Source organism: Brevibacterium sp. 91QC2O2, assembly GCF_024580695.1.
Classification (GTDB): domain Bacteria; phylum Actinomycetota; class Actinomycetes; order Actinomycetales; family Brevibacteriaceae; genus Brevibacterium; species Brevibacterium moorei.
Genome location: NZ_JANIJY010000001.1, coordinates 251,812 through 278,557, shown reverse-complemented (window position 1 = coordinate 278,557; position 26,746 = coordinate 251,812). Strand labels below are relative to the sequence as shown.

Here is a 26,746-nt window from a genome sequence, read left to right as displayed (position 1 = left end):
TCCTACCCACTAGACAAAGGGAAAATCTGTGGCAACGACCAACGATTTGAAGAACGGCCTGGTTCTCAACCTGGACAACCAGCTGTGGCAGGTGCTGGAGTTCCAGCACGTCAAGCCCGGTAAGGGACCGGCCTTCGTGCGCACCAAGATCAAGAACGTGCTCTCGGGCAAGATCATCGACCGCACCTTCAACGCCGGTACCAAGGTCGAAACCGCAACCGTCGACCGCCGTGACATGCAGTACCTGTACAACGACGGTACCGACTACGTCTTCATGGACGCCAAGGACTACGACCAGGTCAACCTGAGCCCGGAGCTGGTCGGGGATGCGGCCAACTTCATGCTGGAGAACCAGATCGTGCAGGTGTCCTTCCACGAGGGCACCCCGCTGGCCATCGAACTGCCCGCCGCGGTGGAACTGGTCATCTCCCACACCGAGCCCGGCCTGCAGGGCGACCGCTCCACCGGTGGATCGAAGCCGGCGACGCTGGAGACCGGATATGAAATCCAGGTGCCGCTGTTCCTCGAAGAGGGCACTAAGGTCCGCGTCGACACCCGTTCGGGTGACTACCTGGGGCGCGTCAAGGAGTGAGTTCGCGCAGCAGGGCCCGCCGCCGGGCACTCGAGATCCTCTTCGAGTCCGAACAGCGGGCAATGGACGAAGCAGAGCTGACACAGCTGCGGTCGCACGACCCCGATTACCCGATGAAGCCCTATGCGGTCGAAATCGTCGACGGGGTGGTCAGCCACCGCGATGAGATCGACGAACTCATCGCGACGCACGCGCAGGGCTGGGAACTCGACCGACTGCCGGCGGTGGACCGGGCCCTGTTGCGGATGGGCCTGTGGGAGATCCTGTTCAACGATTCCGTGGATGCCAAGACCGCGATCGACGAAGCGGTGTCCCTGGCCAGGCAGTATTCGACGGATGACTCCCCGAAGTTCATCAACGGCGTGCTCGACCGGATCCGCAAGCTGGAGGCCTGAGCCGCCATGGTCGAACTGCGCGACTGCGATGCGATGGTCTTCGACTGCGATGGAGTGCTGGTCGATTCGGAGACCATCGCCAATGAGGTGCTCAGGGAGGTGATCGGTGAGCTGGGCTGGGCGATGAGCCAGGACCAGGCACACCGGACCTTCGTCGGACACGCTCTGCCCGACACCGTGAAGATCGTCACCGAGCACTTCGCAGCGCAGGGAGACCGGCCGGACGCCTCCTGGGTTGAAACCTACCGGGCCCGCCGCGATGCCGAGCTGGCCGCGCGGCTGAGTCCCATGCACGGCGTGGCGGGGATGCTCGCCGCGGCCCTGCGCCGGTTCAAGGGGAGGGTCGGGGTGGCTTCGAACTCCCCGCGGGGCAAACTCGATATGCAATTGCGTCGGACGGCCCTGGACGAGGTGTTCCATGCGGCCCATGTGTTCAGCGGGATGGACATGCCGCAGCCGAAGCCGGCTCCGGATGTCTATCGTGCGGCCGCGGCCTCCTTCGACCCGCCCAGTCGACGGTTCGCGGTCCTGGAGGACTCTCCCTCGGGCGTTAAGGCCGGCGTCGCCGCCGGCGGCTACGTGATCGGTCTGTCCACGGTTTTCTCCGGGGCGGATCTGCGTGCCGCCGGAGCACATCGGGTGGTGGCCTCGCTGCCGGACGCGGCCGAGCTGCTGCGTCCTTGAGCCCCCTCCCAGTGGCGCTGGGCTATGGGATCGGACACACGTGTGTCCGGGGATGCCCCGGGCACACCGGGACCTCGCTATAGTAAAGGCGTATCTACTCCTTTAAGCACCGTCCCGTGAGGCGGAGAAGGGGGACGCATGCGCACACGAACCGTGCTCGACGAGACCGAGATCTCGCGGGCCATCACACGCATCGCCCACGAAATCGTGGAAAACAACAAGGGTGCCCAGGGCCTGCTGATCCTGGGAATCCCCACCCGCGGGGTCCCGCTGGCCCACCGGCTGGCCGAGCGGATCGCCCAGATCGAGCCCACGGTGGAAGCCACCGAACTCGTCGGCAGCCTCGACGTCACGATGTATCGTGACGATCTGCGCACGGGCCGGCTGCGCGCCCCCGAACCCACCTCGATCCCCGGGAGCATCGACGGTCGCACAGTCGTCCTGGTCGACGACGTGCTCTACTCCGGCAGGACCATCCGCGCGGCACTCGACGCCCTGACCGATATCGGTCGGCCAGCCGCGGTGCGCCTGGCGGTCCTGGTCGACCGCGGCCACCGGGCCCTGCCGATCCGCGCCGATCACGTGGGCAAGAACCTGCCGACCTCGACCGACGAACGGGTCTCGGTGACCCTACAGGAGATCGACGGAGCCGATTCGGTGATCATCACAGGGGGTGCCGCCTGATGCGTCATCTGCTGTCGACCAAAGATCTCAGCCGCGCCGAGGCCGTCGAACTGCTCGACATCGCCGAGGAGATGTCTGCCGCCCAGGCCCGTGAGATCAAGAAACTTCCCGTACTGCGCGGCCGCACAGTGGTCAACCTGTTCTACGAGGACTCGACCCGCACGCGGATGTCCTTCGAAGCCGCCGCCAAACGGCTCTCCGCCGATGTCATCAACTTCTCGGCCAAGGGCTCCTCGGTGTCCAAGGGCGAGAGCCTGCAGGACACCGCGCAGACGCTCGCCGCGATCGGTGCAGACGCAGTTGTCATCCGCCACCCCGGATCCGGCGCCCCGCACCGGCTGGCGGCCAGCGACTGGATCGACCTGCCCATCCTCAACGCAGGTGACGGTACGCATGAACACCCCACCCAGGCACTACTGGACTCCTTCACCCTGCGCCGCGTCCTGACCGGCGCGCCGGCCTCCGGGCCGTTGTCCGCAGGGTCCGGGACGCGGGGAACCGACCTGGCCGGTGCCAGGATCGCGATCGTCGGCGACGTTCTGCATTCGCGTGTCGCCCGCTCGAATGTGCACCTGCTGGTCACCCTGGGGGCCCGAGTAACCCTCATCGCCCCGCCCACCTTGCTGCCCTGGGGCGTGGAATCCTGGCCCGTCGAGATCTACTACGACTTCGACCAGGCGCTGGCCGAACGTGATTTCGACGCGGTGATGATGCTGCGCGTCCAGCTGGAGCGCATGCACGCGGCGTTCTTCCCCAACCCGCGCGAATATTCGCGGATGTGGGGTCTGACCCCGAGCCGGTACGCCGACCTGGGGGAACACACGGCGATTATGCACCCCGGGCCCATGAACCGGGGATTCGAGATCTGCGCAGTGGCAGCCGACTCGCCCCGCGCGGTGGTGCGCGACCAGGTCGCCAACGGCGTGTCCGTGCGCATGGCGGCACTGTACAAACTTCTGACCGGCCGGGGCCCCGACCCCGCCGCAGTCGTCAACCCGATGGAGGAGCCACACGCATGAGCAGCACACTGATCCGCGGTGCGTCCGTACTCGGAGGCGCCGCACGTGATCTCTTGATCGTCGACGGCCGCCTGAGCGAACCGACGCCCGAGGCCTCGAAATCGGCCGATACCGTCGTCGAGGCGGCCGGCCTGGTCGCCCTGCCCGGCCTGGTCGACATGCACACGCATCTGCGCGAGCCGGGCAAGGAAGACGCTGAGACCGTGCTGACCGGCTCGCAGTCCGCCGCACGCGGCGGCTACACGGCCGTCCACGCGATGGCCAACACCCAGCCGGTCGCCGATTCCGCCGGGGTGGTCGAACAGGTATGGCGGCTGGGCCGCTCCGCCGGGTTCACGGAGGTCCGTCCGGTGGGCGCTGTAACACTGGGCCAGGACGGCGCCCAGCTGGCCGAACTCGGCGCCATGGCCGCGAGCGCGGCACAGGTGCGGATGTTCTCCGATGACGGCAAGTGCGTTTCGGACTCCCAGCTGATGCGCCGCGCGCTGGAATACGTGAAGTCCTTCGACGGGATCATCGCCCAGCACTCCCAGGATCCCCGGCTGACGGAGGACGCGCAGATGAACGAGGGCGTCGTCTCTGCCGAGCTGGGCCTGCCGGGGTGGCCCGCGGTGGCGGAGGAGGCGATCATCGCCCGCGACGTCCTGCTGGCCGAACACGTCGGTTCCCGCCTGCACGTCTGCCACCTCTCGACCGCCGGGTCCGTGGACATCGTCCGCTGGGCCAAGGCCCGCGGGGTGCGGGTGACCGCGGAGGTCACCCCGCACCACCTGATGCTGACCGATGAGCTGGTTCGCAGCTATGACCCCGTCTACAAGGTCAACCCGCCACTGCGCACCCAACGCGATGTCGATGCCGTGCGCGCCGGCTTGGCCGATGGGACGATCGACGTGATCGGCACCGACCACGCACCGCATCCGGCCGAACACAAGTGTTCGGAATGGACCGCCGCGGCGATGGGCATGGTCGGGATGGAGACCGCTCTGCCGATCGTGGTCGAGGCCATGGCCGACTACGACTTCGGCTGGGAGGACGTCGCCAGGGTGATGAGTACCCGGCCGGCCCAGATCACCGGTCTCACCGCGCACGGTTCACTGGCCGTCGGGCAGCCCGCCAACCTTGTTCTGGTGGATCCGCGGGCCCCGCACCGGATCGATCCGGCCGGCCACGCGACGCTGGGCCGGAACAATCCGTTCAAGGGCGTGGAGGTCTCCACCCGGATCGTCGACACCTTCCTCTACGGGACCAGGGTCGTCGCCGACGGGCAGTTGGCACAGCCGCATCCGGCTGCCGGGGACGGCGCATGGATCGCCTGACCCCGAGCATCGTCATCCTGATCGTCGTCGTCGGCGTCTTCGGCCTCATGTACTGGGGCTGGCGGGGTCGGCAGCACCGGCAGGCGGGGATCGCAGCGCCGGCTGCGCCGCCGGCCGGCTACACCGCCGAGCTGACCCCGGTGCCCGGCATGTACGTCGCCACCACACACGCGGGGGAGAACCTGGAGCGGATCAATGTGCACGCCCTGGGGGTGCGGACGAACGGTGCCCTGTTCGTCGGCGACCAGGGCGTGGCGATCGAGCGCGAGGGCGCCGATGACATCTTCATCCCCGCGGCCGCCGTGGAACAGGCACATGCCGGATCGGGCATGATCGGCAAATTCGTCGAGCGCGACGGCCTCATCATCATCCGCTGGAATCTGGGAGGGACCCGTGTCGACACCGGTTTCCGGCCCAGGGAACACGCACAGACCAAGCCCGCGATCGCCGCGGTAGACGAACTGATTGGACATCACGCATGAGCTTATTGGACCGCCCCAAGGCAATCCTCGTCTTAGAGGACGGCACGACGTTCGCCGGACACGCCTATGGCGCTACCGGCCGTGGGCTGGGCGAGGCCGTCTTCGTCACCGCGATGACCGGTTATCAGGAGACGCTGACCGATCCGTCCTACCACCGACAGGTGGTCGTGCAGACTGCTCCGCACATCGGCAACACCGGGGTCAACGACGTCGACGACGAATCGCTGAAGTACTGGGTCGCCGGTTACGTCGTACGTGATGCCGCCCGGATCTCTTCGAACTGGCGCGCCACCGAGGACCTCGAGGCCCGGCTGCGCAGGCTGGACATCGTCGGGATCCAGGATGTCGACACCCGCGCACTGACCCTGCACCTGCGCGAGGCCGGCGCGATGCGCGTCGGCATCTTCTCGGGTGAGGACGCCGGCCGCCCGGTCGGCGAGCTGCTCACGATCGTGCGCGAGACCCCGGCGATGACCGGCGCTCAGCTGGCCGACGAGGTCTCCACCGACGAGCCGTACATCGTCGAAGCGGTGGGACCCAAGAAGTTCACGGTCGCGGCCTACGACCTCGGGATCAAGGCCATGACCCCGCAGCAGCTGGCAGAACGCGGCATCGAGGTCCACGTGGTGCCGGCGGACTACCCCTTCGAGAAGCTGCAGGAGCTGGGCCCCGACGGGGTGTTCTTCTCCAACGGACCCGGTGACCCGGAGACGGCCACCGCGCAGATCGAGGTGCTGACCGAGGTGCTGGCCCATCGTATCCCGTTCTTCGGCATCTGCTTCGGCAACCAGCTGCTGGGCAGGGCCCTGGGCTTCGGCACCTACAAATTGCGCTTCGGCCACCGCGGCGTCAACCAGCCGGTGCTCGACACCGCCACCGGGCGCGTCGAGATCACCGCACAGAACCACGGCTTCGCGGTCGACGCGCCCCTGCACGAGGTCGTCACCGCACCGGCGAACGCCGATTTCGGGCGGGTCGAGGTCAGCCACATCGGGCTCAACGACGATGTGGTGGAGGGCCTGCGCTGCCTTGACATCCCGGCCTTCTCGGTCCAGTTCCACCCCGAGTCCGCGGCCGGCCCGCACGATTCGCGCGGCCTGTTCGACCGCTTCGTCGACCTCATGACCACCACCGCCAAGACCGCGGCCGAATAAGGAGTTTTTTCTTGCCCATTCGTAAAGATCTGCACTCGGTCATGGTGATCGGCTCCGGGCCCATCGTCATCGGCCAGGCCTGCGAGTTCGACTACTCCGGAACCCAGGCGTGCCGCGTCCTCAAACAGGAGGGCCTGCGCGTTATCCTGGTCAACTCCAATCCCGCCACGATCATGACGGACCCGGAAGTCGCCGATGCGACCTATGTCGAGCCGATCGACCCCGAGGTGATCGAGAAGATCATCGCCAAGGAGCGGCCCGACGCCCTGCTGCCCACGCTCGGCGGCCAGACCGCGCTCAACGCTGCGATCAACCTGTTCGAAGCCGGCACTTTGGAAAAGTACGACGTCGAACTCATCGGCGCCGACGTCGACGCGATCAACCGCGGCGAGGACCGGCAGAAGTTCAAGGAGATCGTCGAGGGCATCGGCGCCGAGGTCGCCCGTTCGCGCATCTGCCACACCATGGAGGACTGCCTGGCGGCCGCCGGTGATCTGGGGTATCCGATGGTGGTCCGGCCGTCCTTCACCATGGGCGGTCTGGGCTCGGGCATGGCCTACAACGAATCCGATCTGCGCCGGATCGCCGGCGACGGCCTGCACGACTCCCTGACCACCGAAGTGCTGCTCGAAGAGAGCATCCTGGGGTGGAAGGAATACGAGCTCGAACTCATGCGCGACCGCAATGACAATGTGGTCGTCATCTGCTCGATCGAGAACATCGACCCCGTCGGCGTGCACACCGGCGACTCCATGACGGTCGCCCCGGCACTGACCCTGACGGACCGCGAATACCAGAAACTGCGCGATATCGGTATCGCCGTCATCCGCGAGGTCGGCGTCGACACCGGCGGCTGCAACATCCAGTACGCGATCGACCCGGACACGGGCCGCATCGTCGTCATCGAGATGAACCCCAGGGTCTCCCGTTCATCGGCCCTGGCGTCGAAGGCCACGGGTTACCCGATCGCCAAGATCGCGGCCCGCCTGGCAGTCGGCTATACGCTCGACGAGGTCAAGAACGACATCACCGAGGTCACCCCGGCCAGCTTCGAGCCGACCCTGGACTACGTCGTGGTGAAGATCCCGCGCTTCGCCTTCGAGAAGTTCCCCGCAGCCGATGAGACGCTGACGACGACCATGAAGTCCGTTGGCGAGGCGATGGCCCTGGGGCGCAACTTCACCACGGCCTTCCAGAAGGCCCAGCGCTCTCTTGAGCAGAAGGGCTCGGAGTTCCGCTTCGACATCCGCTTCGACCTGGCAGATCCCGCGGTGCGCGCCGATGTCGTGCGCAAGCTGGGACATTCGACGACGACCCGCATCCAGACGGTGCAGCGCGCACTGCTCTCCGGCATGACGGTGCCCGAGGTTCATGAGGCCTGTGATATCGACCCGTGGTTCCTCGACCAGATCCAGTTGATCAACGAGGTCGCCGGCGAAATCGCACAGGCGGACGAACTGACCCGCGAGGTCATCGAGCTGGGCAAGAACCACGGTTTCTCTGACCGGCAGATCGCCGCCCTGCGCAATCTGGACGAAGCGGTGGTCACCGGGGTGCGCCATGCGCTGGGTCTGCGCCCGGTGTTCAAGTCCGTCGACACCTGCGCCGGCGAGTTCGCCGCCCACACGCCCTATCACTACTCCAGCTATGACGCCACCAGCGAGGTCGCCCCGCGCGAGCACGAGGCCGTCATCATCCTGGGTTCGGGACCCAACCGGATCGGGCAGGGCATCGAGTTCGACTACTCCTGTGTCCACGCCACCATGGCACTGCGGGATGCGGGCTATGAGACGATCATGGTCAACTGCAATCCGGAGACCGTGTCGACCGACTACGACACCGCCGACCGCCTGTACTTCGAACCGCTGACCTTCGAGGACGTGATGGAGGTCTACCACGCGGAGTCGCAGGCAGGGCCCGTCGCCGGCATCGTGTGCACCCTGGGCGGGCAGACCCCGCTGGGTCTGGCCTCCCGGCTCAAGGCCGCGGGTGTGACGGTGCTGGGCACTCAGCCCGAGGCCATCGACCTGGCCGAGGACCGCGGAGAATTCGGCCGGGTGCTCGACGAGGGCGGACTGCTGGCGCCCAAGCACGGCACTGCCACGACCTATGCCCAGGCGGAGCGGATCGCCCTGGAGATCGGCTATCCCGTGCTGGTGCGCCCCTCCTATGTGCTCGGTGGGCGCGGTATGCAAATCGTCTACTCGACCGAGCAGCTGAAGTCGTATATGGAGTCGGCCACCGAGGTCTCGGCCGATCGGCCCGTGCTGGTCGACCGGTTCCTCGAGGACGCGATCGAGATCGACGTGGACGCCCTGTTCGACGGCACCGACCTCTACATCGGCGGCATCATGGAGCACATCGAGGAAGCCGGCATCCACTCCGGCGACTCCTCGTGCACCCTGCCCTCGATCACCCTGGGGGAGCACGTGCTCGAACGCGTGCGGCACGCCACCCGGGTCATCGCGGAGGGCACGGGGGTGCGCGGTCTGCTCAACATCCAGTTCGCCGTGGCAGCCGACGTCCTCTACGTCATCGAGGCGAATCCGCGTGCCTCGCGCACGGTGCCCTTCGTCTCGAAGTCCACCGGGCATCCGCTGGCGAAGGCCGCGGCACTCATCGCGATCGGCGGCTCGATCGCCGATCTGCGGGGTACTGTGCTGGCCGTCGAATCCGATGGTTCGCACCTGCCGCTGGACCACCCGATCTCGGTGAAGGAGGCGGTCCTGCCCTTCCGCCGGTTCCGCACGGTCGACGGTAAGGTCGTCGACTCGATCCTGGGGCCGGAGATGCGCTCGACCGGTGAGGTCATGGGCATTGCCCCGACCTTCCCCGTCGCCTTCGCCAAGGGCCAGCTGGCTGCCAGCTCCAAGTTGCCGACCAGTGGCCGCGTGTTCGTCTCCGTGGCGGACCGGGAGAAGCGCTCGACGGTGCTGCCGGTCAAACAGCTGGTCGACATGAGCTTCGAGATCGTCGCCACCTCCGGCACCGCCGCGGTGCTCTCCCGCTATGGCATTCCGAGTCAGACGCTGGCCAAGTGGCACGATGCAGGTGAGGCCGAGCGGACGATCCTCGATGAGATCGAGGAGGGCCAGATCGACCTCGTTGTCAATGTGCCGGCCGGCCGGGCGGAGCGCGCCGACGGCTACGAGATCCGTGCGGCCGCCGTCGCGGCGGCCCTGCCGCTGATGACGACCGTCGCGGAGTTCTCCGCAGCGGTCACCGCGATCGAGGCCTCCCAGGCGGGCGACTTCGACGTGCGGTCCCTGCAGGATTGGGGCTTCAACTGAGATGACCGATATCGATTTCGCCGCGGCCTGGCCCGCGGCCGTGGCTGCCTCGCCGCTGTGTGTGGGGATCGATCCCCACCCGGCCTCCCTGGCCGCTTGGGGGCTGCCGGACACCGCGGCCGGGGCCGGGGCCTTCGCCGACGTCCTGGTGGACGCTTGCATCGGGCGCGTTGGCCTGCTCAAACCGCAGTCGGCGCTGTTCGAACGCTTCGGCTCCGCCGGGATCGCCGAGCTCGAGCGGATCCAGGCCAGGATCCGGGCGGCCGGGATGCTCAGCGTGCTCGACGCCAAACGCGGCGATATCGGTTCGACGATGGCCGGCTACGCGGATGCCTATCTGCGCCAGGGAGCTCCGTTGGCCTGCGATGCACTGACGGTCTCGCCCTATCTGGGCATGGACTCCCTGGAACCGGCCTTCGCCGTGGCCAGGGAGACGGGTGCAGGCCTGTTCGTGCTCGCCCTGACCTCGAACCCGCGGGCGGAGGTATTCCAGCACGCCCGTACTGCCTCGGGCGCCTCCGTGGCGGCCGAGGTGGTGGCCAGGGTCCATGCGGAGAACGAGAAGTCGGGTCGGGCGCAGTTCGGCCTGGTGGTCGGTGCGACCATCGGTTCGGCCGCGCGCCGGCTGGACATCGACTTGGGGGAGTTCAACGGACCGATCCTCAGCCCCGGAGTGGGCGCCCAGGGAGCCGGCCCGGCAGAACTCGACGAGGTCTTCGGCCGTTCCTGGAAGGAGGGCCGGGTGCTCGTCAACGTCTCGCGCGGTGTCTCGCAGGCTGGTCCGGAGCCGGCCCGCATTGTGGACCGGATTGCACAAGTGAGCGCTTCGTTGGCTTAGGATGGCGCTATCCCCGCTATTCCCCGATCCAATGAAGGACTGACATGGCACTTGCACCCCTCACCGATGAACAGCGCAGAGCCGCCCTCGACAAGGCCTTCGCCGCCCGCCAGGCACGGGCCGATGTCAAGACGGATCTGAAGTCGGGCAGGCTGCGCCTGGGCGAAGTGCTCGGGCGGGCCGGCGGCGATGACGCGCTGTCGAAGATGCGGGTGTACGATCTTCTGCGTTCCCTTCCCGGAGTGGGCGATCGCCGTGCGGTGGTCCTCATGGAAGAAGTGGGGATCGCCCAGTCCCGCCGGTTGCGTGGTCTGGGCAAACATCAGAAGGCAGCACTATTGGAGAAATTCGGCGAGTAGTGGATAACAGACTGACAGTCCTGGCAGGGCCCACCGCAGTGGGCAAGGGTACCGTGAGCGCCTATATCAGGGAACATTTCCCCGAGGTGTACTTTTCGGTCTCGGCGACGACCCGCGACCCCCGGCCCGGTGAGGTCGACGGTGTCCACTACTGGTTCGTCTCCGATGAGGAGTTCGACCGGATGATCGCCGACGGTGGACTGTTGGAGTATGCGACGGTGCACGGGCGCAACCGCTATGGGACGCCCTCTGCGCCACTGGACGAGGCACTGGCACAGGGCCGTTCGCCCCTGTTGGAGATCGATTTGCAGGGCGCCAGGCAGGTCAAACTGCGGCGCCCCGATGCGCGGTATGTCTTCCTCGCCCCGCCCAGCTGGGACGAACTCGTCCGTCGGCTGGTGGGCCGTGGTACGGAGGGCCCGGAGGAACGGGCCAGGCGCCTGGAAACGGCGCAGACCGAATTGGCAGCTGAATCCGAGTTCGATCACACCATCGTCAACCACGATGTTTCCACTGCCGCTCGCGAACTAGTAGAATTGATGGGTATCCCGAACCAGCGGGAGCGCGCAACACAACTTGAAGATGGAGAATGAGTGTCTGTTCAGCCTGAGGGCGTAACCAATCCGCCGATCGACGATCTGCTCAAGCGGGTGGACTCGAAGTACGAACTCGTGATCGAATCCTCGCGTCGTGCCCGCCAGATCAATGCCTACTACGCCCAGCTGCAGGACGGCATGCTGGAGAACGTCGGTCCGCTGGTCACCCCGGAACCCAATGAGAAGCCGTTGTCGATCGCGCTGCGCGAGATCGACGAGGGCAAGGTGCAGATGCGGGAGGCCACTGAGGCCGACTTCGCCGCCCCGGTCGTCCCCGAGGTCCCGGAAGTCGGCATCGACGACCTCCCCGACTTCGAACAGCCGTGAGAAGCCTCACGCTGAGATGAAAATCGTGCTCGGCGTAGGCGGCGGAATCGCCGCCTACAAGGCGTGTCAGGTGCTCCGTGATCTCACAGAGGCCGGTCACAGCGTCCGTGTCGTTCCGACGGCCAATGCGCTCGAATTCGTCGGCGCCGCCACCTGGGAGGCACTCAGTGGCCATCCCGTGGCGACCTCCGTGTTCGTGCGGGTCGACGAGGTCGAGCACGTGAGGATCGGACAAGACGCCGACCTCGTGTTGATCGCCCCCGCCACCGCCGACCTGCTGGCCAGAATCAGGGCCGGACGGGCCGACGATCTGCTCACCGCCACATTGCTGGCGACCCGGGCCCCGGTGGTGCTGGCACCGGCCATGCACACGGAGATGTGGCTCAATCCGGCGACGGTGGACAATGTGGCAGTGCTGCGCTCACGCGGCGTGCACGTGCTCGACCCCGCCTCCGGCAGGCTCACCGGCAAGGACTCCGGTCCCGGTCGGCTGCCGGAGCCGGCGGACATTGTGGAGTTCGCCCTGGCCGCCGCCGGCGGGCAGGACGCGCCCGGCGTGCTGAGCGGTCGGCGGGTCCTCGTCAGCGCCGGCGGTACCCGTGAGGCGCTGGATCCCGTGCGGTTCCTCGGCAACAGATCCTCGGGCAAGCAGGGTATCGCCTTTGCACGCGCAGCCCGGGCGGCCGGTGCCGCGGTCGAACTCGTGGCCGCGAACATCGACGCGGCCCTGCTGGCCGAACTGCCCGATGACATCGGCGTGACGCCGGTCGAATCGACTGCCGAACTGCGCAGCGCGATGTTGGACTCCCAATCCGGGTCCGACCTGCTCATCATGGCCGCCGCGGTGGCCGACTACCGGCCCGCCACCCGGGCCGAGCACAAGATGAAGAAGGACGGCGACGACGGGCTGACCCTGCGACTGGTGCAGAATCCCGATGTGCTGCGCGAACTCGTCGCCGCCAAGACCGCTGCCGGCCTTGACCAGAAGATCATCGGCTTCGCCGCCGAAACCGGATCCGCCGAGGTTTCGGCGCTCGAATACGCCAGGCGGAAGTTCCTGCGCAAGGGTGCCGACTTCCTGGTGTTCAACGACGTTTCGGCAGGCCGCGCATTCGGAACCGACGGCAACTCAGTCGTGCTCTTCGGCCAGGGGGAAGCGGGCCAGCCCGTCGAACTGGGCCACTTCAGCGGTGACAAACTCAACGTTGCACAGGAAGTCGTTTCCGCCGTGTGTCCCACGGTGACCGGATAGACTTCAGTTCCGTGACTGCGAATAACCTACGACTCTTCACCTCGGAATCCGTCACCGAGGGCCATCCCGATAAGATCTGCGATCAGATCTCCGATGCCGTGCTCGACGCCCTGCTGGCACAGGACCCCGACGCCCGCGTCGCCGTTGAGACGATGGTCACCACGGGACTCGTGCACGTGGCCGGCGAGGTGACCACCGAGGGGTATGCGGATGTCGCTTCCCTGGTGCGCGGGATCATCACCGAGATCGGCTACGACTCCTCCGAAAAGGGTTTCGACGGTCACAGCTGCGGCGTCTCCGTGTCCATCGGCTCCCAGTCGAGCGATATCTCCGACGGGGTCACGACCTCATTGGAACACCGGCTCGGCGATGATACAGACGATGAGAACGCCCGCCTGGGCGCGGGGGATCAGGGCCTGATGTTCGGCTACGCCGACAACTCCACGCCCGAACTCATGCCGCTGCCCATCCATCTGGCCCACCGGCTGTCCGAACGCCTGACCGAAGTGCGCAAGAACGGCACACTGCCCTATCTGCGGCCCGACGGCAAGACCCAGGTGACCATCGGCTACGACGGCGACACACCGGTGACCGTGGACACCGTCGTCCTGTCGACGCAGCATTCGCCCGACGTCACCCAGGCCCAACTGGCCAGGGACGTCCGCACGCATGTGATCGATCCGCTGCTGGCGGAGTCGGGCCTGGACCTGGCCGAAACGAAATACCTCATCAACCCATCGGGCCGCTTCATCGTCGGTGGTCCGATGGGTGACGCCGGCCTGACGGGCCGGAAGATCATCGTCGACACCTACGGCGGATACGCCAGGCACGGCGGTGGCGCCTTCTCCGGTAAGGATCCTTCGAAGGTCGACCGGTCGGGAGCCTATGCGATGCGCTGGGTGGCCAAGAACGTGGTCGCCGCAGGCCTGGCCGATCGGGTCGAAGTACAGGTGGCCTACGCCATCGGCAAGGCAGAGCCGGTGGGGCTCTATGTGGAGGCCTTCGGCACCGAACACGTTCCGGTGGCCACCATCACCGCTGCGATCGAGCACGAATTCGACCTGCGCCCTGCGGCGATCATCAAGGCCCTCGATCTGAAACGACCGATCTACCGGCGCACGGCCAGCTACGGGCATTTCGGTCGTGAACTGCCCGGCTTCACCTGGGAACGCACCGACCGCGCCGTGCGTCTCGCGGCATTCTGTGGGCTGTCGGCCGCGCACTGACACGGGGCTGGGGCCCCGGCCCCGTGTCAGTGCCCTACGGATAGACTGCGGGCGTGTCCGAACAACTGAGGCTGGGTGACCAGGCAGATCCGATAGAGGAGGTCTCGGAGCTGCTCGGCCCGCAGCCGCCGAAGCTACGCGGGGCGGTGCAGCCGGCGGCCACGAATCCCGTCGCCCGGGTGCTGGTGGAGACGGTCCACCCGCACCTGGCCCACGCCTTCGACTACGGCGTACCCGCACAGTTCGACGCCGAGGCCCGGCCAGGGGTCCGGGTGCGGGTGCGCTTCGCAGGGCGCCTGGTCTCCGGCTTCATCCTGGCCAGGGTGGCGACGACCGAACATGTCGGCGAACTGGCACCGCTGCAGCGCGTCGTCTCGGCCCTGCCGGTCCTGCGCGAGGACCTGCTGGCGCTGACCAGGGCGATCGCCACCCGCTACGCCGGGACCCTGCCCGATGTGTTGCGCCTGGCCATTCCGCCACGCCACGCGGCAGCGGAGAAAGCGGTCCTGGCCCGCCCGGAAGGGGTTGACGAGGAAGCCCTGCGGAGCGCCTGCACCGCTTTGGAGGAGCGGGAATCGGCGGCGGCACTGTCCCATCCCGATCCGGCGCCGCCGGCTTGGGAGGATTACCTCGAGGCCCTCGAAGCCTATGTCGGTCCGGCCTCCGGCGCCCCGGCGAACGGGGATACGGCCCAGCCGGCTGCCGGCGCCGGCCCGCGTGCGGCCTATTGCGTGATGCCGGGGGCCACACCGGGAACGGGCTGGGCCAGGGCGGGTCTGCAGGCCGCACAGACCGTCCTGGCCGCCGGCCGCAGCGTCCTGTGGCTGGTGCCCGATGCCAGGGAGCTCGCCGAACTCGAACGCCATCTGGCTGGCCTGGGCGGGATCCACTGTGTGCTCACCGCCGAACAGGGCCCCCATGCACGCTGGTCGGCCTGGGTCAGCGCACTGACCGGCCGGACCAGGTTGGTCATCGGCACCAGGACCGCGGCCTTCGCCCCGCTGTCCGACCTGGGCCTGATCATCTGCTTCGACGACGACAACGACTCCTACCAGGAGCAGCGCGCCCCATACCCCCATGCCCGCGCCATCGTGCTCGAACGCGTCCGCGCAGCCGGTTGTGCCCTGCTGTTCCTGGACTACTCCCGCTCGGTCGCAGTGGCCCAACTGGTATCGACAGGGTGGATAGGAGACGTGCACACGCCGCGCGATCTGCGGCGCAGCCAGGCGCCCCTGGTGTTCCAGCCGCCCCCGGCCAGGTCCCTGGCCGACTTCAGCAATCTGCCCGAACGCGCTTTCGAGATCACCCGGGCGGCCCTTGCGGGGGGCCGCCACCGGGAGGCCGTCGGTCCCGTCCTCGTCCAGGTCCCACGCGTGGGATACGCCCCGGTCGTCGCCTGCGACACCTGCTATGAAATCATCCGCTGCCCCGCCTGCTCACGGCCCCTGGCCGCAGCGGGGCCGGGCGGGCCGTTCGCCTGCCGCGCGTGCGGTTTCCGTGCAGACCGGATGCGCTGTGCCAACTGTGGCGGCACCCGGCTGCGCAGCGTCGTCCACGGCCTCGACGCCGTGCGCCGGCAACTGGGCAGGGCCTTCCCCGGAACCCGGGTGCTGGCCTCGGGCGGGGGAGCCGTCCTGGCCCGCATCGACCCCGACCGCGTCATCGTGGTCGCAACCACCGGTGCCGAGCCCTACGTCGAGGACGGTTATGCGGCAGCGGTACTGCTGGACTCCCTGTGGCCGGGCCCCAGCCTGCGCTCGGCCGACCGGGCCATCGCCAGGCGGATGCGGGCCCTGTCCCTGGTGCGCGGTGCCCACCTGGGCGGTCGGGCCCTGGTACTCGACGACGACCCGAACCTGCTGCGGGTCCTGACCCGCTACGAACCCGTCGAGTGGGCCGCGCACGAGGCCACGCAGCGCAGCGGGCTGGGTCTGCCCCCGGCGGTGCGCACCATGCGGATCTCCGGGTCCCGTGAGGCCTGCGAGGCGCTGCTGGCCGAATTGCGCCGCTATGGGGAACCGACGGTACTACTCAACGACTTCGACCCGCCCGGGCTGACACTGGGGATGAGCCTGGTCGAGGCACCGGCGCTGACCGAGGCGGCAGCCGCATGGATCTCCAGCAGGTCACTGGCCAGAGCCGAACTCCCCGGCGTCAGGGTGGACGCCCCCGACGCCCTGTGAAAACGGGGCGCGGGAACCGGGCTCGGAACCTCCACGATAGAATCCCAGGGTGAGAATCCTGTTCGCCGGAACCCCCGAAGCCGCTGTCCCGTCCTTGCAGGCCCTGGTGGGCTCGCGCCACGAAGTCGTGGCCGTGCTGACCCGACCGGACAAACCGGTGGGCCGCAAACGCGTGCTCACCCCCAGCCCGGTCAAGGCCGCCGCTGTGGAAGCCGGCCTGACCGTCTTGGAAGCGGACAGGCTGCGCTGGGAGATCATCGAGGACATCGCAGCCCTGGCCGTGGATGCGGTGGCAGTGGTCGCCTATGGCGCGCTGGCCGGTCCGCGCTCCCTGGCGGCGGTCCCCGGCGGCTGGTTCAACCTGCATTTCTCGCTTTTGCCGGACTACCGGGGCGCCGCCCCCGTGCAGCGGGCCATCATGGACGGTCTGAGCACGTCCGGGGCGACCGTGTTCCGACTCGATGCGGGCCTGGACACAGGCGACATCATCGCCCAGGAAGAGTACCCCCTGGGCACCATGACCGCAGGGGAGGCCCTGGCGGACTTCGCCGAGCGCGGTGCCGGGCTGCTGGTGCGCGCCTTCGACGAGCTGGCCGCCGGAACCGCACGGTTCCGGCCACAGCCGGCCGACGGCAGCCAGGCGCCCAAACTGACCCAGGCCGACGGCTACCTCAACCTGGGCGAGCCCGCATCGGCGCTGGCCGCCCGCGCCCGCGGGGTGACGCCGGCACCGGGGGCCTGGTGCCTGCTTGAGGGCAAGAAGACGAAACTCGCCGGCGCCTCGTGTGCTCCCACAAGCGGGCTGGCACCGGGGGAGACCGCCCCGGACGGTTCGGCGCTGCTCATCGGCACCGCGGACGGCAGCCTGCGAGTGCAGCGCGTCCAGCCCTTCGGGAAGCCGATGATGGCCGCCGCGGACTTCCTCCGGGGCCATCCCCATGCCAGATTCGCCGCCACGGACTGGACCACCGCACAGCAGGAGAGCAGCCGATGAACAATAGGAATCACACAACCGCCCACCGCGGAGGCGGGACGACCCGCCGGACGGCCGTGGCAGACGCGCGGACCGTGGCCTGGGACGTCCTCATCGAGGTGGAGAAGGAAGACGCCTATGCCAATCTGCTGCTGCCGCGCCGTCTCAAACACGCCCGACTCAGCCCGGCCGACGCCGCTCTGGCCACCGAATTGACCTACGGTACCCTGCGGGGCCAGGGCTTCTACGACGCCGTGATCGAATCCGCGGCCGGACGCACCATGAGCTCCATGGAACCCGTTGTGCGCACCGCACTGCGGCTGGGTGCCCACCAGATCCTGAGCATGCGGATCGCCGACCACGCGGCGGTCGGGGAAACCGTGGCAATCGTCAAACGACGCCTGCCCAGGGCCACCGGCATCGTCAACGCGGTACTGCGCCGGGTGAGCGAACGCACCCGCGAGGACTGGCTGACACTGGTATCCACCTCGCTCGACGAGATGGGTCGCCTGGCCCTGGAATACTCTCATCCGGCCTGGATCGTCCGAGCACTGCGGCAGGCTCTGCACGCCCACGGCAGGGACCGGGCCGAACTCGCCGAGCTGCTGGCTGCGGACAATGCGCCGGCGGCCGTCGACCTCGTCGCCCTACCCGGGCTCGCCGACCGCGCCGAGCTGGCTCGCAGGGTCGGGACACCCACCCGGCTGAGCCCCCTGGGAGTTGAACTGTCCCACGGCAACCCGCTCGATGTCCCCGAGGTCGCGGAGGGGACTGCACGGGTCCAGGACGAGGGGTCCCAGCTGGTCGCCCTGGCACTGCTGGCGGCGCCCGCCCCGGCGGATACCGCAGGGGCCAGCTGGTACGACATGTGTGCCGGCCCCGGCGGCAAGACCTCGGTGATCGGGTCGCGGGCCGCCGAGCTCGGCCGCGTCGTCGTCGCCTCCGATGCCTCCAAGCACAGGGCCGAACTCGTCCGCGATTCCACCCGCGCGCTGCGCGGGACCGTCAAGACCGTCAACGCCGACGGACGCGAGTTCGCCCGCAAGCACCCAGGCGAGTTCGCCCGCGTGCTCGTCGACGCGCCGTGCACGGGACTGGGCGCTCTGCGCCGGCGTCCCGAGGCCCGCTGGCGGCGGCGGCCGGCCGATATCGCCGGGCTGGGGCCCCTGCAGCGGGAACTGCTGGAAGCCGCTTGGGAGGCCACCGCCGTCGGGGGAGTCGTGGCCTATTCCACCTGCTCCCCGCACGCGGCGGAGACCACCGTCGTACTCGAAGACGCCCTGCGCGTCCTGCCCGGCGCCCGACTGCTCGACGCGGCCGATGTCCTGGCCCGGGTCACAGGTGCCGCAGCCGGCGAATTCGCCTCAGCGTCCCTGGCAGGCGGCAGGGCCGCCCAACTATGGCCGCACCTCCACGGCACCGATGGAATGTTCTTGGCGCTCATCGCCAAAGACGCCTGATACCCGAACACCTCCAGGAAAGGCCCCGCAATGGGAATCCAGATCAATCCCAGCATTCTGAACTCCGATTTCTCCGACCTGCGCGGCGAGCTCGCGGCGATCTCCACCGCCGATATGGCCCACGTCGACGTGATGGACAACCACTTCGTGCCGAACCTGACCTTCGGCCCGCCGGTGGTCGAACGCATTATCGCGGCCAGCCCGATCCCGGTCGACGCGCACCTGATGATCACCGATGCCGATGTCAACGCTCCTGTGTATGCGGAGCTGGGTTGCGCCTCGGTGACCTTTCACGCGGAGGCCGCGGCCGCCCCCGTGCGGCTGGCCCGAGAGCTGCGCCGACTGGGCGCGCGGGCCTCGATCGCACTCAAGCCGGCGACGCCGGTCGAACCGTTCATCGATCTGCTGGGGGAGTTCGACCAGGTCCTCATCATGACAGTCGAACCGGGATTCGGCGGACAGAAGTTCCTCGACGTGTGCCTGCCGAAGATCCGCAGGCTGCGCAAGGCGATCAGCGCTGCCGGCCTGCAGATCGGCCTGCAGGTCGACGGGGGTGTCTCAACCGGTACGATCGACCGCGTCGTCGAGGCCGGCGCCGATGTGCTCGTGGCAGGCTCCGCCGTCTACGGGGCCGATGACAGGGCCGCGGCGATAGCAGGGCTGCGCGCGGCGGCAGAACACGCCGCGCACAGCTGATTCGGAACCCTCAGTAACCGGAGAAGCTGGTGTTGCTCGAGGTGAAAGCCACCTCACCGACATTGCCGCCGGTCACGTCGACCCGGGCGTCGAAGTCCAGGGTGAACGACGATGAGGAGTCGTATTCGGATTCCGCATCGTTGTTCGGATAGGTCGCCTGGCCGTCGAGCCCGCGCACCGAGGCCGTCACGGTGTTCCCGCTGCGACGCATCTCGTAATCAGGCAGCCCGTTGATCGACCACTGGTTGACCTGATCGACGCCGCTGCGGATCTCCTCGCCGGCCGGCACGGGCTTGCCCGCCAGCGCCCAGTCCGTGGCGGTCATCTCCTGGGGACAGCCCTTGGGCCGGCCGGCATGGGATTTCATGCACTCGCGCAGCCGGTCGTTGACAGCCGTCTCGACGTCGGCGCGCAGCGCATCGTCGATCTCGGTGCTCTCGGAATCGTCCTGTGCGGCGTCGTCGTCTGGCGCCGCAGCGGAATCCGAGTGGGCGCCGGCCGCCGGCTGGGCCGCCTGCGGCTTCCGGTCGCCGTGGCCGAACAGGTAGCCCAGTCCGCTGGCGATCAGCACGACCGCCACGAGCGCGAAGACCCCGATCAGCAGCAGGCGCTTGCGCTTCGCCCTCTGCTCGTCCTCCGGTGGGCTGGGCGGAGCCGGCAGCGGGCCAGGCAGCGGCGCGGCACCGAGGCCGGGGATGACCATGGTCTCCGGTTCGGGAGCCGGCCGGGGAGCCTGGGGCACACCGTAGCGGCCGCTGACGTAGTCGTCGGCGGGGCCGCTGCCCGGTGCACCGGTCGACCATTGGGGATTGGACCCCTGCGTGGGGAACTGGGGTGGCTGGGACATATGGAGCCTTCCGTCATGCCGTGATTCGTGATGGGGCCGATGCTCCCACAGCATATCCCGCGAAAGTCGCAGTAGCGCCCGGGTTCCGGTCCGCGATACGCCCGCCTTTGCAAACGCGGTACATTGATCCGGTGGAAATCCTCACCTGGCTCAACGCCCCGCTGTTTCACCTCCTGGGCAAGCCCGTGCCCGTCTCCGACTTCTTCGGCAACATCCTGGCACTGGCCACCGTGTGGCTGGCCCTGCGCCGGAATCTGTGGTCCTGGCCCGTGCAGATCATCGGATCGGTACTCCTGTTCTGCGCCTCGATCTCCGCGCATCTGGGTGGTAATGCCTCCCGCCAGGTCGTCATCGTCATCGCCGCGGTCTGGGGCTGGTCGCGCTGGAGGAAATCACGTGAGGATACCGGGGAGGTCGTCATCAGGTGGGCAGGCTGGGGTGAGCGGATCGGCCTGCTGGCGGCCCTGGTGGTCGGCACCGCGGCCTTCGGATTCGTCCTGGCCTGGGGCGGTTGGTCGTGGAATCCGTATCCCGACGCCTACATCTTCATCGGCTCCCTGGTCGCCATGTACGCACAGGGCCGGGCGATCGTCGAATTCTGGTTCGTCTGGCTGGCCGTGGACCTGGTGGGCATCCCGCTGGCGGTCATGGGCGGGCTGGTCTTCTCCGGAGCCGTCTACCTGCTGTTCTTCATCATGGTCATCGTCGGTATCAGGGACTGGGCCAAGCGGACACACCAGACCATCAGCCACCCGGCGGTCCCGGCTCAGGAAGTGGGCCGGGACTGAATCCGGGCACGCACTGTACTACCCTGAAAGCGTGAAAACCTTCGACGAACTGTTCGCGGAACTGGCGACAAAGGCAAAAGAACGTCCGGCGGGCTCGAAAACCGTCGCAGAGCTCGACCAGGGCGTCCACCATATCGGCAAGAAGATCGTCGAGGAGGCCGCCGAAGTGTGGATGGCCGCGGAATACGAGACCGATGAGGAACTCGCCGGCGAGGTCTCCCAGGCCCTCTACCATCTGCAGGTCATCCTGTTGGCCCGTGGGCTGACCCTCGAAGACGTCTACCGGGTGCTCTGACCCGCCGAGCCGTCCAGTCCCAGACCCACCGGGCCGATCCCCGCCCGGTTCCTCACACCGAAAGGCCACCCATGCTGCGAGTCGCAGTGCCCAATAAGGGCACCCTGTCAGAATCGGCCACCGAGATGCTGCGCGAGGCCGGCTATTCCCTGCGCAAGAGCTCCAAGACCCTGGTCCACGTCGATTCGCGCAACGACATCGAGTTCTTCTATCTGCGGCCCCGCGATATCGCGATCTACATCGGCAGGGGAGTGCTGGACATCGGCATCACCGGCCGCGATCTGCTGGCCGAGTCGCGGGCCGACGCCACGGAGGTCCTGCCCCTGGGGTTCGGCAAGTCCTGGTTCCGTTACGCGGGGCCCGAGGGCCGCTTCTCCGACCCGGTTCAATTGGCCGGTAAGCGCATTGCCACGAGCTATCCCGAACTCGTTCGCGCCGACCTCGACAAGCGGGGGATCGCAGCCGATATCGTCACCCTCGACGGGGCAGTCGAGGTCTCGATCCAGCTGGGCGTGGCCGATGCGATCGCCGATGTGGTCCAGACCGGCACCACGCTGCGCACGGCCGGATTGGAGATCTTCGGCGAGGAGCTGCTGGCCTCGGAGGGGATCCTGATTTCCCACGGAGAACCCGCCCCGGCCGCGCAGACCCTGCTGCGGCGGATGGAATCGGTGATGGTCGCCCGCGCCTTCGTGCTCGTCGACTACAACGTCCAGGCGGACCGCCTGGCAGAGGTCACCGAGATCACCCCCGGCCTGGAGAGCCCCACCATCATGCCCCTGGAGGAGGACGGCTGGGTGGCGGCCAGGGCCATGGTGCGCGCCGACGACGTCCACGCGGTGATGGACCGGCTCTACGATCTGGGTGCCCGCGCGATCCTGGTGAGTTCCATCGGTGCCTGCCGCATCTAAGCCGCTACTGAGCGTGCGCCCGCGCATCGTGCGCACGCTCACCGTGATCCTGGCGCCGGCGACGACGCTGGCGTTCGCCGCGCTGTCGATCTACCTCGAGACGATCGGCTGGCGCAGCTGGCACGTCTTCGACATCGTCTGGATGAACTACCTGGGACTCGCCTTCGGACTCATCATCTGGCGCCTTGGGGCGATCCGGGTGCGCGCATATCCCGATGGGCTGCACGTGCGCAACCTCTTCTCCTCCAGGACCGTCCCCTGGACCGCCATCGTCGGCGTGCACATGCACCCGGCCGGGACCTCGCCCTGGGCGGTCCTCGACCTGGGCGACGGCACCACCTTCGCCCTGCACGCGATCCAGGTATCGGAGGGCGAACGGGCACAGGAGGCCTGCCGGGAGTTGCGTAGACTCGTGGATGTCCACGGGAGACCCTGACAACCGATTCACAGAAGGAGACACAATGCCGGACACACAGCCCACCGGGGCGCCTGGCCTGCCGCTGAGCGGCTACACCGTCGTCGACCTGTCCCGCGCCCTCGCGGGACCGCACGGCGGCCAGATCTTCGGCGACCTGGGCGCGCGCGTCATCAAGGTCGAGAATCCCAAGGGTGGTGACGACACGCGTCGTTGGGGGCCCCCGTTCGTCGGCCCCGAGGACGATCCGCAGGCCACCTACTTCTTCTCCTGCAACCGCAACAAGGAGTCGATCGCCCTCGACCTGAAGAGCGATGACGGCCACAGCACCCTGACGGAGCTGATCAAGCGCGCCGATGTGCTGATCGAGAACTTCCGCGGCGGCGTACTCGACCGGCTGGGCTTCTCCACCGCGCACTGCATGGAACTCAACCCGCGGCTGGTCATCGTCTCCATCACCGGCTTCGGCCACGACGGCCCCGAGGCCGCGCGCGCCGGCTACGACCAGATCGCCCAGGGTGAGGCCGGCCTGATGTCGGTGACCGGCCCCGGGCCTGAGGACATGCAGCGGGTGGGCGTGCCGATCGCCGATCTGCTCGGCGGCATCCACGGCGTGCTCGGTGCCCTGGCCGCCCTGCTCGAACGCGAGCGCACCGGCCGCGGCAAGATCGTGCGGACCTCGCTGATCGCGGGCATCGTGGGCGTTCAGGCATTCCAGGGGACCCGCGCGACGATCGCCGGGGAGACCCCCGAACCGCAGGGCAACCACCATCCCTCGCTGGCCCCCTACGGGCTGTTCCGCTGCGCCGACGGAGCTGTGCAGATCTCGGTCGGCAATGAGAACCTGTGGGCCAAGTTCTGCGCCGCCTTCGACCTCGACCCACAGGCCGAGGGCATGACGGGCAACGCCGAGCGCGTGGCCAATCGCCAAGCCGTGATCGAGGTCGTGGAGTCCGCCTTCGCCTCCTGGAACGCGGCGGATCTGCTGGCCAAGCTGGGCGAAGCGGGGATCCCCGCCGGTACCGTGCGCACCATTCCGGAGGTCTACGAGTGGGAGCAGGCGCTGTCCCAGCACCTCAAGGTCACGGTCGACCACCCGGTCCTCGGCGAGGTCGCGCTGCCCGGTTCGCCGCTGCGCTTCTTCGACGTCGAAGACGGCGCCGAGGTCGAAACCACTCGGCTGGCGCACACCGCCCCGCCGTTGCTCGATGCCAATGCCCAGGCGATCCGCAGCTGGCTCGACGCCTGATCCGGCAGTAACCACCCCGAACCCCTAGGAGGCACGCAGATGGCACAGCGCCTGAGCGCCCGAGAGCTCATCACAGAGGTCGTCGACGACGGCAGCTTCATCAGCTGGGACACCGCCCCGGTGACCCCGGCCGCCGGGATCAGCGAGTCCTATGCCGCGGATCTGGCCGAGGCCCGCCGCAAGTCCGGCGAGGACGAGGCGGTGCTCACCGGCGAGGGCCTGCTCGACGGGCGCCGGGTGGCGCTGGTCGTCTGCGAGTTCAAGTTCCTGGCCGGTTCGATCGGCGTGGCGGCGGCCGAACGCCTCGTCACGGCGATCGAACGGGCCACGGCGGAGGGGCTGCCGCTGTTGGCCGGCCCAGCCTCCGGGGGGACGCGGATGCAGGAGGGCACACTGGCCTTCCTGTCCATGGTCAAGATCACCACGGCGGTCAAAGCCCACCGCGCCGCCGGACTGCCCTTCCTCGTCTACCTGCGCCACCCCACCACCGGCGGGGTGTTCGCCTCCTGGGGCTCGCTGGGCCACTTCACCGCGGCGGAGCCGGGAGCCCTCATCGGGTTCCTGGGGCCACGCGTATACGAAGAGCTCTACGGTGAGAAGTTCCCCGAGAACGTGCAGAAGGCGGAGAACCTGTTCCGCAAGGGACTCGTCGACGCCGTGCTCAGCCCCGACCGGCTGGGCGCCTACGCCTCGCGGGCACTCGACGTGCTGTTGGCCAGCCAGGAGGTTCCGGCGCCGGTTGCGGAACCGGACACCGCACCGGATCCCGGCGCACCAGCCGCCTCCGCCTGGGACGTCATCACGGCCTCCCGCAATCCCGAGCGGCCCGGGGTCCGCGATCTGCTGCGCATGGCGGCAGACAACGTCCTGCCGCTCAACGGCACCGGCCAGGGCGAGAAGGACCGGGGCCTGCTGCTGGCCCTGGCGAAGTTCGGCGACGCCCCGTGCATCGTGCTCGGCCAGGACCGGTACCGGCAGAACTCGCGCTCTCCCATGGGCCCTGCGGCCCTGCGCGAAGCCCGGCGCGGCATGGCGATCGCAGAGGAGCTCAAAGTACCGCTGGTGACCGTCATCGACACGCCCGGCGCGGCCCTGTCGCAGAGTGCGGAGGAAGGCGGCCTGGCAGGGGAGATCGCCCGGTCGCTGGGCGACCTCGTGACGCTCAAGGCACCCACCGTCTCCGTGATCCTCGGCGAGGGCTCCGGCGGTGGAGCCCTGGCCCTGATCCCGGCCGACCGGGTCATCACCGCACAGAACGGCTGGCTCTCCCCGCTGCCGCCGGAGGGGGCCTCGGCCATCGTCCACCGCGACACCGCGCACGCGGCCGAAATGGCGGAGGCCCAGCAGGTCCAGGCCGATAGGCTGCTGGCCAATGGAATCGTCGATCGGATCGTCGCGGAACGCCCCGATGCCGCAGCCGAGCCGCGCGAGTTCGTGCAGCGGATCGCACAGACCTTGGAGTACGAACTGATCGAACTGATGCGGATCAACCCCGCGCGGCGCTTCTTCCAGCGCGTTGAGCGCTACCGCGGGCTGGGGTTGTAATGCCGGCGGTACGGGTCATCCCGTGCTTGGACGTCGATGCCGGACGCGTCGTCAAGGGAGTGAACTTCCAGGGCCTGCGCGATGCCGGGGATCCCGTCGAACTGGCCAGGCGCTACGGCACCGAGGGCGCCGATGAACTGACCTTCCTCGACGTCACGGCCTCCTCGGCCGATCGCAGCCCGACCCTCGACATCGTCGCCCGTTGCGCCGAACAGGTATTCATCCCGCTGACCGTCGGCGGCGGCGTGCGCAGCGTGGCCGATGTCGACAGGCTGCTGCGGGCCGGCGCCGACAAAGTCGGGATCAACACCGCGGCCTTGGCCCGTCCGGCCCTGCTCACCGAGGTCTCCCGCCGGTTCGGAGACCAGGTCATCGTGCTCTCCGCCGATGTCCGCCGTGTGCCGGCGGGCGCTGCGCCGACCGCCAGCGGCTTCGAGGTCACGACGCACGGCGGGCGCACCGGCACGGGGCGCGACGCGCTCGAGTGGATCGCCCGGGCCGCCGAACTGGGGGCGGGCGAAATCCTGCTCAACAGTATGGACGCCGATGGCACGAAGGCCGGTTTCGACCTGGAGCTGATCCGCGCCGCCCGTGCCAGGGTCGACATCCCGCTCATCGCCTCGGGTGGCGCCGGGCGGATCGAACACTTCGCCCCCGCAGTCCACGCGGGGGCCGACGCCGTCCTGGCGGCCAGCGTCTTCCACTACGGCGATATGACGATTGCAGCGGTCAAGGACGCGCTGCGGGCAGAGGGGATCGAGGTCAGATGAACACTGTGGGGGAGTCCGGCCCGGACCCGGAGGCATTCGACCCGGAGTCGTTGACCTACAACTCGGCCGGCCTGCTGCCGGCAGTGGTGCAGGAGGCGGGCACCCGCGACGTGCTGATGTTGGCCTGGATGGACGCCGAGGCCCTGCGCCGGACCCTGGCCACCCGCCGGGCGACCTACTGGTCGCGCTCCCGCGGCGAGTACTGGGTCAAGGGGGAGACCTCGGGACACGTCCAACACGTGCGCCGGATCAGCGTCGACTGCGATGGCGACACCGTACTGCTCGAAGTGGAGCAGACGGGCGCGGCCTGCCACACCGGCACGGCCACCTGCTTCACGGGGAGGCGTATCGATGCGGATCACGCCTGATCTCGAGGGTTTTCGGGCCAGCGGGCGGGAGC

The 26,746-nt window shown here is 68.3% G+C and carries 28 protein-coding genes; 27 read left to right on the top strand and 1 reads right to left on the bottom strand.

Translation table 11 applies throughout. From position 1 onward, the window contains the following. Positions 1-28: 28 nt before the first annotated feature. The 19 genes from efp to rpe all read left to right on the top strand — a co-directional run bounded on the left by efp (position 29) and on the right by rpe (position 19,526). Positions 29-592: an elongation factor P gene (efp, locus tag NQ036_RS01330; protein WP_257046447.1), complete on the top strand. Its 564-nt coding sequence runs from the start codon at positions 29-31 to the stop codon at positions 590-592. Continuing rightward, positions 589-987 (top strand): transcription antitermination factor NusB, encoded by a 399-nt coding sequence (nusB, locus tag NQ036_RS01325; protein ID WP_257046446.1) that lies wholly within the window; start codon positions 589-591, stop codon positions 985-987. Before efp ends, nusB begins: the two co-directional genes overlap by 4 nt. A 6-nt stretch (positions 988-993) precedes the next feature. Continuing rightward, on the top strand, positions 994-1,671 hold the full coding sequence (locus NQ036_RS01320; protein ID WP_257046445.1) for an HAD family phosphatase: 678 nt from the start codon (positions 994-996) through the stop codon (positions 1,669-1,671). A gap of 138 nt (positions 1,672-1,809) precedes the next feature. Continuing rightward, on the top strand, positions 1,810-2,355 hold the full coding sequence (pyrR, locus tag NQ036_RS01315) for a bifunctional pyr operon transcriptional regulator/uracil phosphoribosyltransferase PyrR (RefSeq protein ID WP_257046444.1): 546 nt from the start codon (positions 1,810-1,812) through the stop codon (positions 2,353-2,355). After that, positions 2,355-3,374, top strand: a complete 1,020-nt coding sequence (locus NQ036_RS01310; protein ID WP_257046443.1) for an aspartate carbamoyltransferase catalytic subunit — start codon at positions 2,355-2,357, stop codon at positions 3,372-3,374. Before pyrR ends, NQ036_RS01310 begins: the two co-directional genes overlap by 1 nt. Further along, positions 3,371-4,690 carry a dihydroorotase gene (locus NQ036_RS01305; protein WP_257046442.1) on the top strand — a complete coding sequence of 440 codons (1,320 nt, stop codon included), beginning with the start codon at positions 3,371-3,373 and terminating at the stop codon, positions 4,688-4,690. The genes NQ036_RS01310 and NQ036_RS01305 overlap by 4 nt, the downstream gene beginning before the upstream one ends. Further along, positions 4,678-5,172 (top strand): ABC transporter permease, encoded by a 495-nt coding sequence (locus NQ036_RS01300; protein WP_257046441.1) that lies wholly within the window; start codon positions 4,678-4,680, stop codon positions 5,170-5,172. Before NQ036_RS01305 ends, NQ036_RS01300 begins: the two co-directional genes overlap by 13 nt. After that, on the top strand, positions 5,169-6,326 hold the full coding sequence (carA, locus tag NQ036_RS01295) for a glutamine-hydrolyzing carbamoyl-phosphate synthase small subunit (protein ID WP_257046440.1): 1,158 nt from the start codon (positions 5,169-5,171) through the stop codon (positions 6,324-6,326). Before NQ036_RS01300 ends, carA begins: the two co-directional genes overlap by 4 nt. A gap of 11 nt (positions 6,327-6,337) precedes the next feature. After that, positions 6,338-9,616 carry a carbamoyl-phosphate synthase large subunit gene (carB, locus tag NQ036_RS01290; RefSeq protein ID WP_257046439.1) on the top strand — a complete coding sequence of 1,093 codons (3,279 nt, stop codon included), beginning with the start codon at positions 6,338-6,340 and terminating at the stop codon, positions 9,614-9,616. A gap of 1 nt (position 9,617) precedes the next feature. Further along, a complete protein-coding gene (gene pyrF, locus NQ036_RS01285) occupies positions 9,618-10,454 on the top strand; it encodes an orotidine-5'-phosphate decarboxylase (RefSeq protein WP_257046438.1) in 837 nt (278 codons plus the stop codon). 44 nt (positions 10,455-10,498) lie between these two features. After that, on the top strand, positions 10,499-10,813 hold the full coding sequence (gene mihF, locus NQ036_RS01280; RefSeq protein ID WP_257046437.1) for an integration host factor, actinobacterial type: 315 nt from the start codon (positions 10,499-10,501) through the stop codon (positions 10,811-10,813). Then, a complete protein-coding gene (gene gmk, locus NQ036_RS01275) occupies positions 10,813-11,406 on the top strand; it encodes a guanylate kinase (RefSeq protein ID WP_257046436.1) in 594 nt (197 codons plus the stop codon). The genes mihF and gmk overlap by 1 nt, the downstream gene beginning before the upstream one ends. Beyond that, the gene (gene rpoZ / locus NQ036_RS01270) at positions 11,407-11,736 is read left to right on the top strand and encodes a DNA-directed RNA polymerase subunit omega (protein ID WP_257046435.1); all 330 of its coding nucleotides are present in this window, start codon (positions 11,407-11,409) and stop codon (positions 11,734-11,736) included. Between the two features lie 16 nt (positions 11,737-11,752). Next, entirely contained in the window at positions 11,753-12,988 is a 1,236-nt protein-coding gene (gene coaBC, locus NQ036_RS01265) for a bifunctional phosphopantothenoylcysteine decarboxylase/phosphopantothenate--cysteine ligase CoaBC (protein ID WP_257046434.1), read from the top strand. A gap of 11 nt (positions 12,989-12,999) precedes the next feature. Further along, entirely contained in the window at positions 13,000-14,214 is a 1,215-nt protein-coding gene (gene metK, locus NQ036_RS01260; RefSeq protein WP_257046433.1) for a methionine adenosyltransferase, read from the top strand. 53 nt (positions 14,215-14,267) lie between these two features. After that, positions 14,268-16,397, top strand: a complete 2,130-nt coding sequence (locus tag NQ036_RS01255) for a primosomal protein N' (protein ID WP_257046432.1) — start codon at positions 14,268-14,270, stop codon at positions 16,395-16,397. Between the two features lie 49 nt (positions 16,398-16,446). After that, the gene (locus tag NQ036_RS01250; protein WP_257046431.1) at positions 16,447-17,391 is read left to right on the top strand and encodes a methionyl-tRNA formyltransferase; all 945 of its coding nucleotides are present in this window, start codon (positions 16,447-16,449) and stop codon (positions 17,389-17,391) included. Further along, positions 17,388-18,830 (top strand): RsmB/NOP family class I SAM-dependent RNA methyltransferase, encoded by a 1,443-nt coding sequence (locus NQ036_RS01245; protein ID WP_257056867.1) that lies wholly within the window; start codon positions 17,388-17,390, stop codon positions 18,828-18,830. The genes NQ036_RS01250 and NQ036_RS01245 overlap by 4 nt, the downstream gene beginning before the upstream one ends. 30 nt (positions 18,831-18,860) lie before the next feature. Continuing rightward, a complete protein-coding gene (gene rpe / locus NQ036_RS01240; protein ID WP_257046429.1) occupies positions 18,861-19,526 on the top strand; it encodes a ribulose-phosphate 3-epimerase in 666 nt (221 codons plus the stop codon). 10 nt (positions 19,527-19,536) lie between these two features. Here rpe and NQ036_RS01235 read toward each other — a convergent pair whose 3' ends face one another. Further along, positions 19,537-20,373, bottom strand: coding sequence for a hypothetical protein (locus NQ036_RS01235; protein WP_257046428.1), 837 nt, complete (start codon positions 20,371-20,373; stop codon positions 19,537-19,539). 131 nt (positions 20,374-20,504) lie between these two features. On the opposite strand from NQ036_RS01235, the gene NQ036_RS01230 reads away from it, so the two are divergent. From NQ036_RS01230 to hisI, 8 genes are all read left to right on the top strand, one after another. Beyond that, positions 20,505-21,161, top strand: coding sequence for a nicotinamide mononucleotide transporter family protein (locus NQ036_RS01230; protein WP_257046427.1), 657 nt, complete (start codon positions 20,505-20,507; stop codon positions 21,159-21,161). A gap of 31 nt (positions 21,162-21,192) precedes the next feature. Next, on the top strand, positions 21,193-21,456 hold the full coding sequence (locus NQ036_RS01225; RefSeq protein ID WP_257046426.1) for a phosphoribosyl-ATP diphosphatase: 264 nt from the start codon (positions 21,193-21,195) through the stop codon (positions 21,454-21,456). Between the two features lie 71 nt (positions 21,457-21,527). Further along, a complete protein-coding gene (gene hisG / locus NQ036_RS01220) occupies positions 21,528-22,367 on the top strand; it encodes an ATP phosphoribosyltransferase (protein ID WP_257046425.1) in 840 nt (279 codons plus the stop codon). Beyond that, positions 22,351-22,803, top strand: coding sequence for a PH domain-containing protein (locus NQ036_RS15760; protein ID WP_257046424.1), 453 nt, complete (start codon positions 22,351-22,353; stop codon positions 22,801-22,803). The genes hisG and NQ036_RS15760 overlap by 17 nt, the downstream gene beginning before the upstream one ends. A 25-nt stretch (positions 22,804-22,828) precedes the next feature. Beyond that, positions 22,829-24,031: a CaiB/BaiF CoA-transferase family protein gene (locus tag NQ036_RS01210; protein WP_257046423.1), complete on the top strand. Its 1,203-nt coding sequence runs from the start codon at positions 22,829-22,831 to the stop codon at positions 24,029-24,031. 39 nt (positions 24,032-24,070) lie between these two features. After that, positions 24,071-25,576, top strand: a complete 1,506-nt coding sequence (locus NQ036_RS01205; RefSeq protein ID WP_257046422.1) for an acetyl-CoA carboxylase carboxyltransferase subunit alpha/beta — start codon at positions 24,071-24,073, stop codon at positions 25,574-25,576. Further along, on the top strand, positions 25,576-26,346 hold the full coding sequence (hisF, locus tag NQ036_RS01200; protein WP_257046421.1) for an imidazole glycerol phosphate synthase subunit HisF: 771 nt from the start codon (positions 25,576-25,578) through the stop codon (positions 26,344-26,346). Before NQ036_RS01205 ends, hisF begins: the two co-directional genes overlap by 1 nt. Next, positions 26,343-26,714 (top strand): phosphoribosyl-AMP cyclohydrolase, encoded by a 372-nt coding sequence (gene hisI, locus NQ036_RS01195; RefSeq protein ID WP_257046420.1) that lies wholly within the window; start codon positions 26,343-26,345, stop codon positions 26,712-26,714. Before hisF ends, hisI begins: the two co-directional genes overlap by 4 nt. Positions 26,715-26,746: the final 32 nt, after the last annotated feature.

What these genes read in the sequence shown, in the direction of transcription:
- hisG (WP_257046425.1), top strand. Translation starts at nt 21,528, where the DNA reads ATGCTGCGAGTCGCAGTGCCCAATAAGGGCACCCTGTCAGAATCGGCC.
- NQ036_RS01300 (WP_257046441.1), top strand. Translation starts at nt 4,678, where the DNA reads ATGGATCGCCTGACCCCGAGCATCGTCATCCTGATCGTCGTCGTCGGC.
- NQ036_RS01210 (WP_257046423.1), top strand. Translation starts at nt 22,829, where the DNA reads ATGCCGGACACACAGCCCACCGGGGCGCCTGGCCTGCCGCTGAGCGGC.
- coaBC (WP_257046434.1), top strand. Translation starts at nt 11,753, where the DNA reads ATGAAAATCGTGCTCGGCGTAGGCGGCGGAATCGCCGCCTACAAGGCG.
- pyrR (WP_257046444.1), top strand. Translation starts at nt 1,810, where the DNA reads ATGCGCACACGAACCGTGCTCGACGAGACCGAGATCTCGCGGGCCATC.
- pyrF (WP_257046438.1), top strand. Translation starts at nt 9,618, where the DNA reads ATGACCGATATCGATTTCGCCGCGGCCTGGCCCGCGGCCGTGGCTGCC.
- rpe (WP_257046429.1), top strand. Translation starts at nt 18,861, where the DNA reads ATGGGAATCCAGATCAATCCCAGCATTCTGAACTCCGATTTCTCCGAC.
- NQ036_RS01205 (WP_257046422.1), top strand. Translation starts at nt 24,071, where the DNA reads ATGGCACAGCGCCTGAGCGCCCGAGAGCTCATCACAGAGGTCGTCGAC.
- NQ036_RS01305 (WP_257046442.1), top strand. Translation starts at nt 3,371, where the DNA reads ATGAGCAGCACACTGATCCGCGGTGCGTCCGTACTCGGAGGCGCCGCA.
- hisI (WP_257046420.1), top strand. Translation starts at nt 26,343, where the DNA reads ATGAACACTGTGGGGGAGTCCGGCCCGGACCCGGAGGCATTCGACCCG.
- NQ036_RS01245 (WP_257056867.1), top strand. Translation starts at nt 17,388, where the DNA reads ATGAACAATAGGAATCACACAACCGCCCACCGCGGAGGCGGGACGACC.
- mihF (WP_257046437.1), top strand. Translation starts at nt 10,499, where the DNA reads ATGGCACTTGCACCCCTCACCGATGAACAGCGCAGAGCCGCCCTCGAC.
- carA (WP_257046440.1), top strand. Translation starts at nt 5,169, where the DNA reads ATGAGCTTATTGGACCGCCCCAAGGCAATCCTCGTCTTAGAGGACGGC.
- NQ036_RS01235 (WP_257046428.1), bottom strand. Translation starts at nt 20,373, where the DNA reads ATGTCCCAGCCACCCCAGTTCCCCACGCAGGGGTCCAATCCCCAATGG.
- NQ036_RS01310 (WP_257046443.1), top strand. Translation starts at nt 2,355, where the DNA reads ATGCGTCATCTGCTGTCGACCAAAGATCTCAGCCGCGCCGAGGCCGTC.
- NQ036_RS01320 (WP_257046445.1), top strand. Translation starts at nt 994, where the DNA reads ATGGTCGAACTGCGCGACTGCGATGCGATGGTCTTCGACTGCGATGGA.
- hisF (WP_257046421.1), top strand. Translation starts at nt 25,576, where the DNA reads ATGCCGGCGGTACGGGTCATCCCGTGCTTGGACGTCGATGCCGGACGC.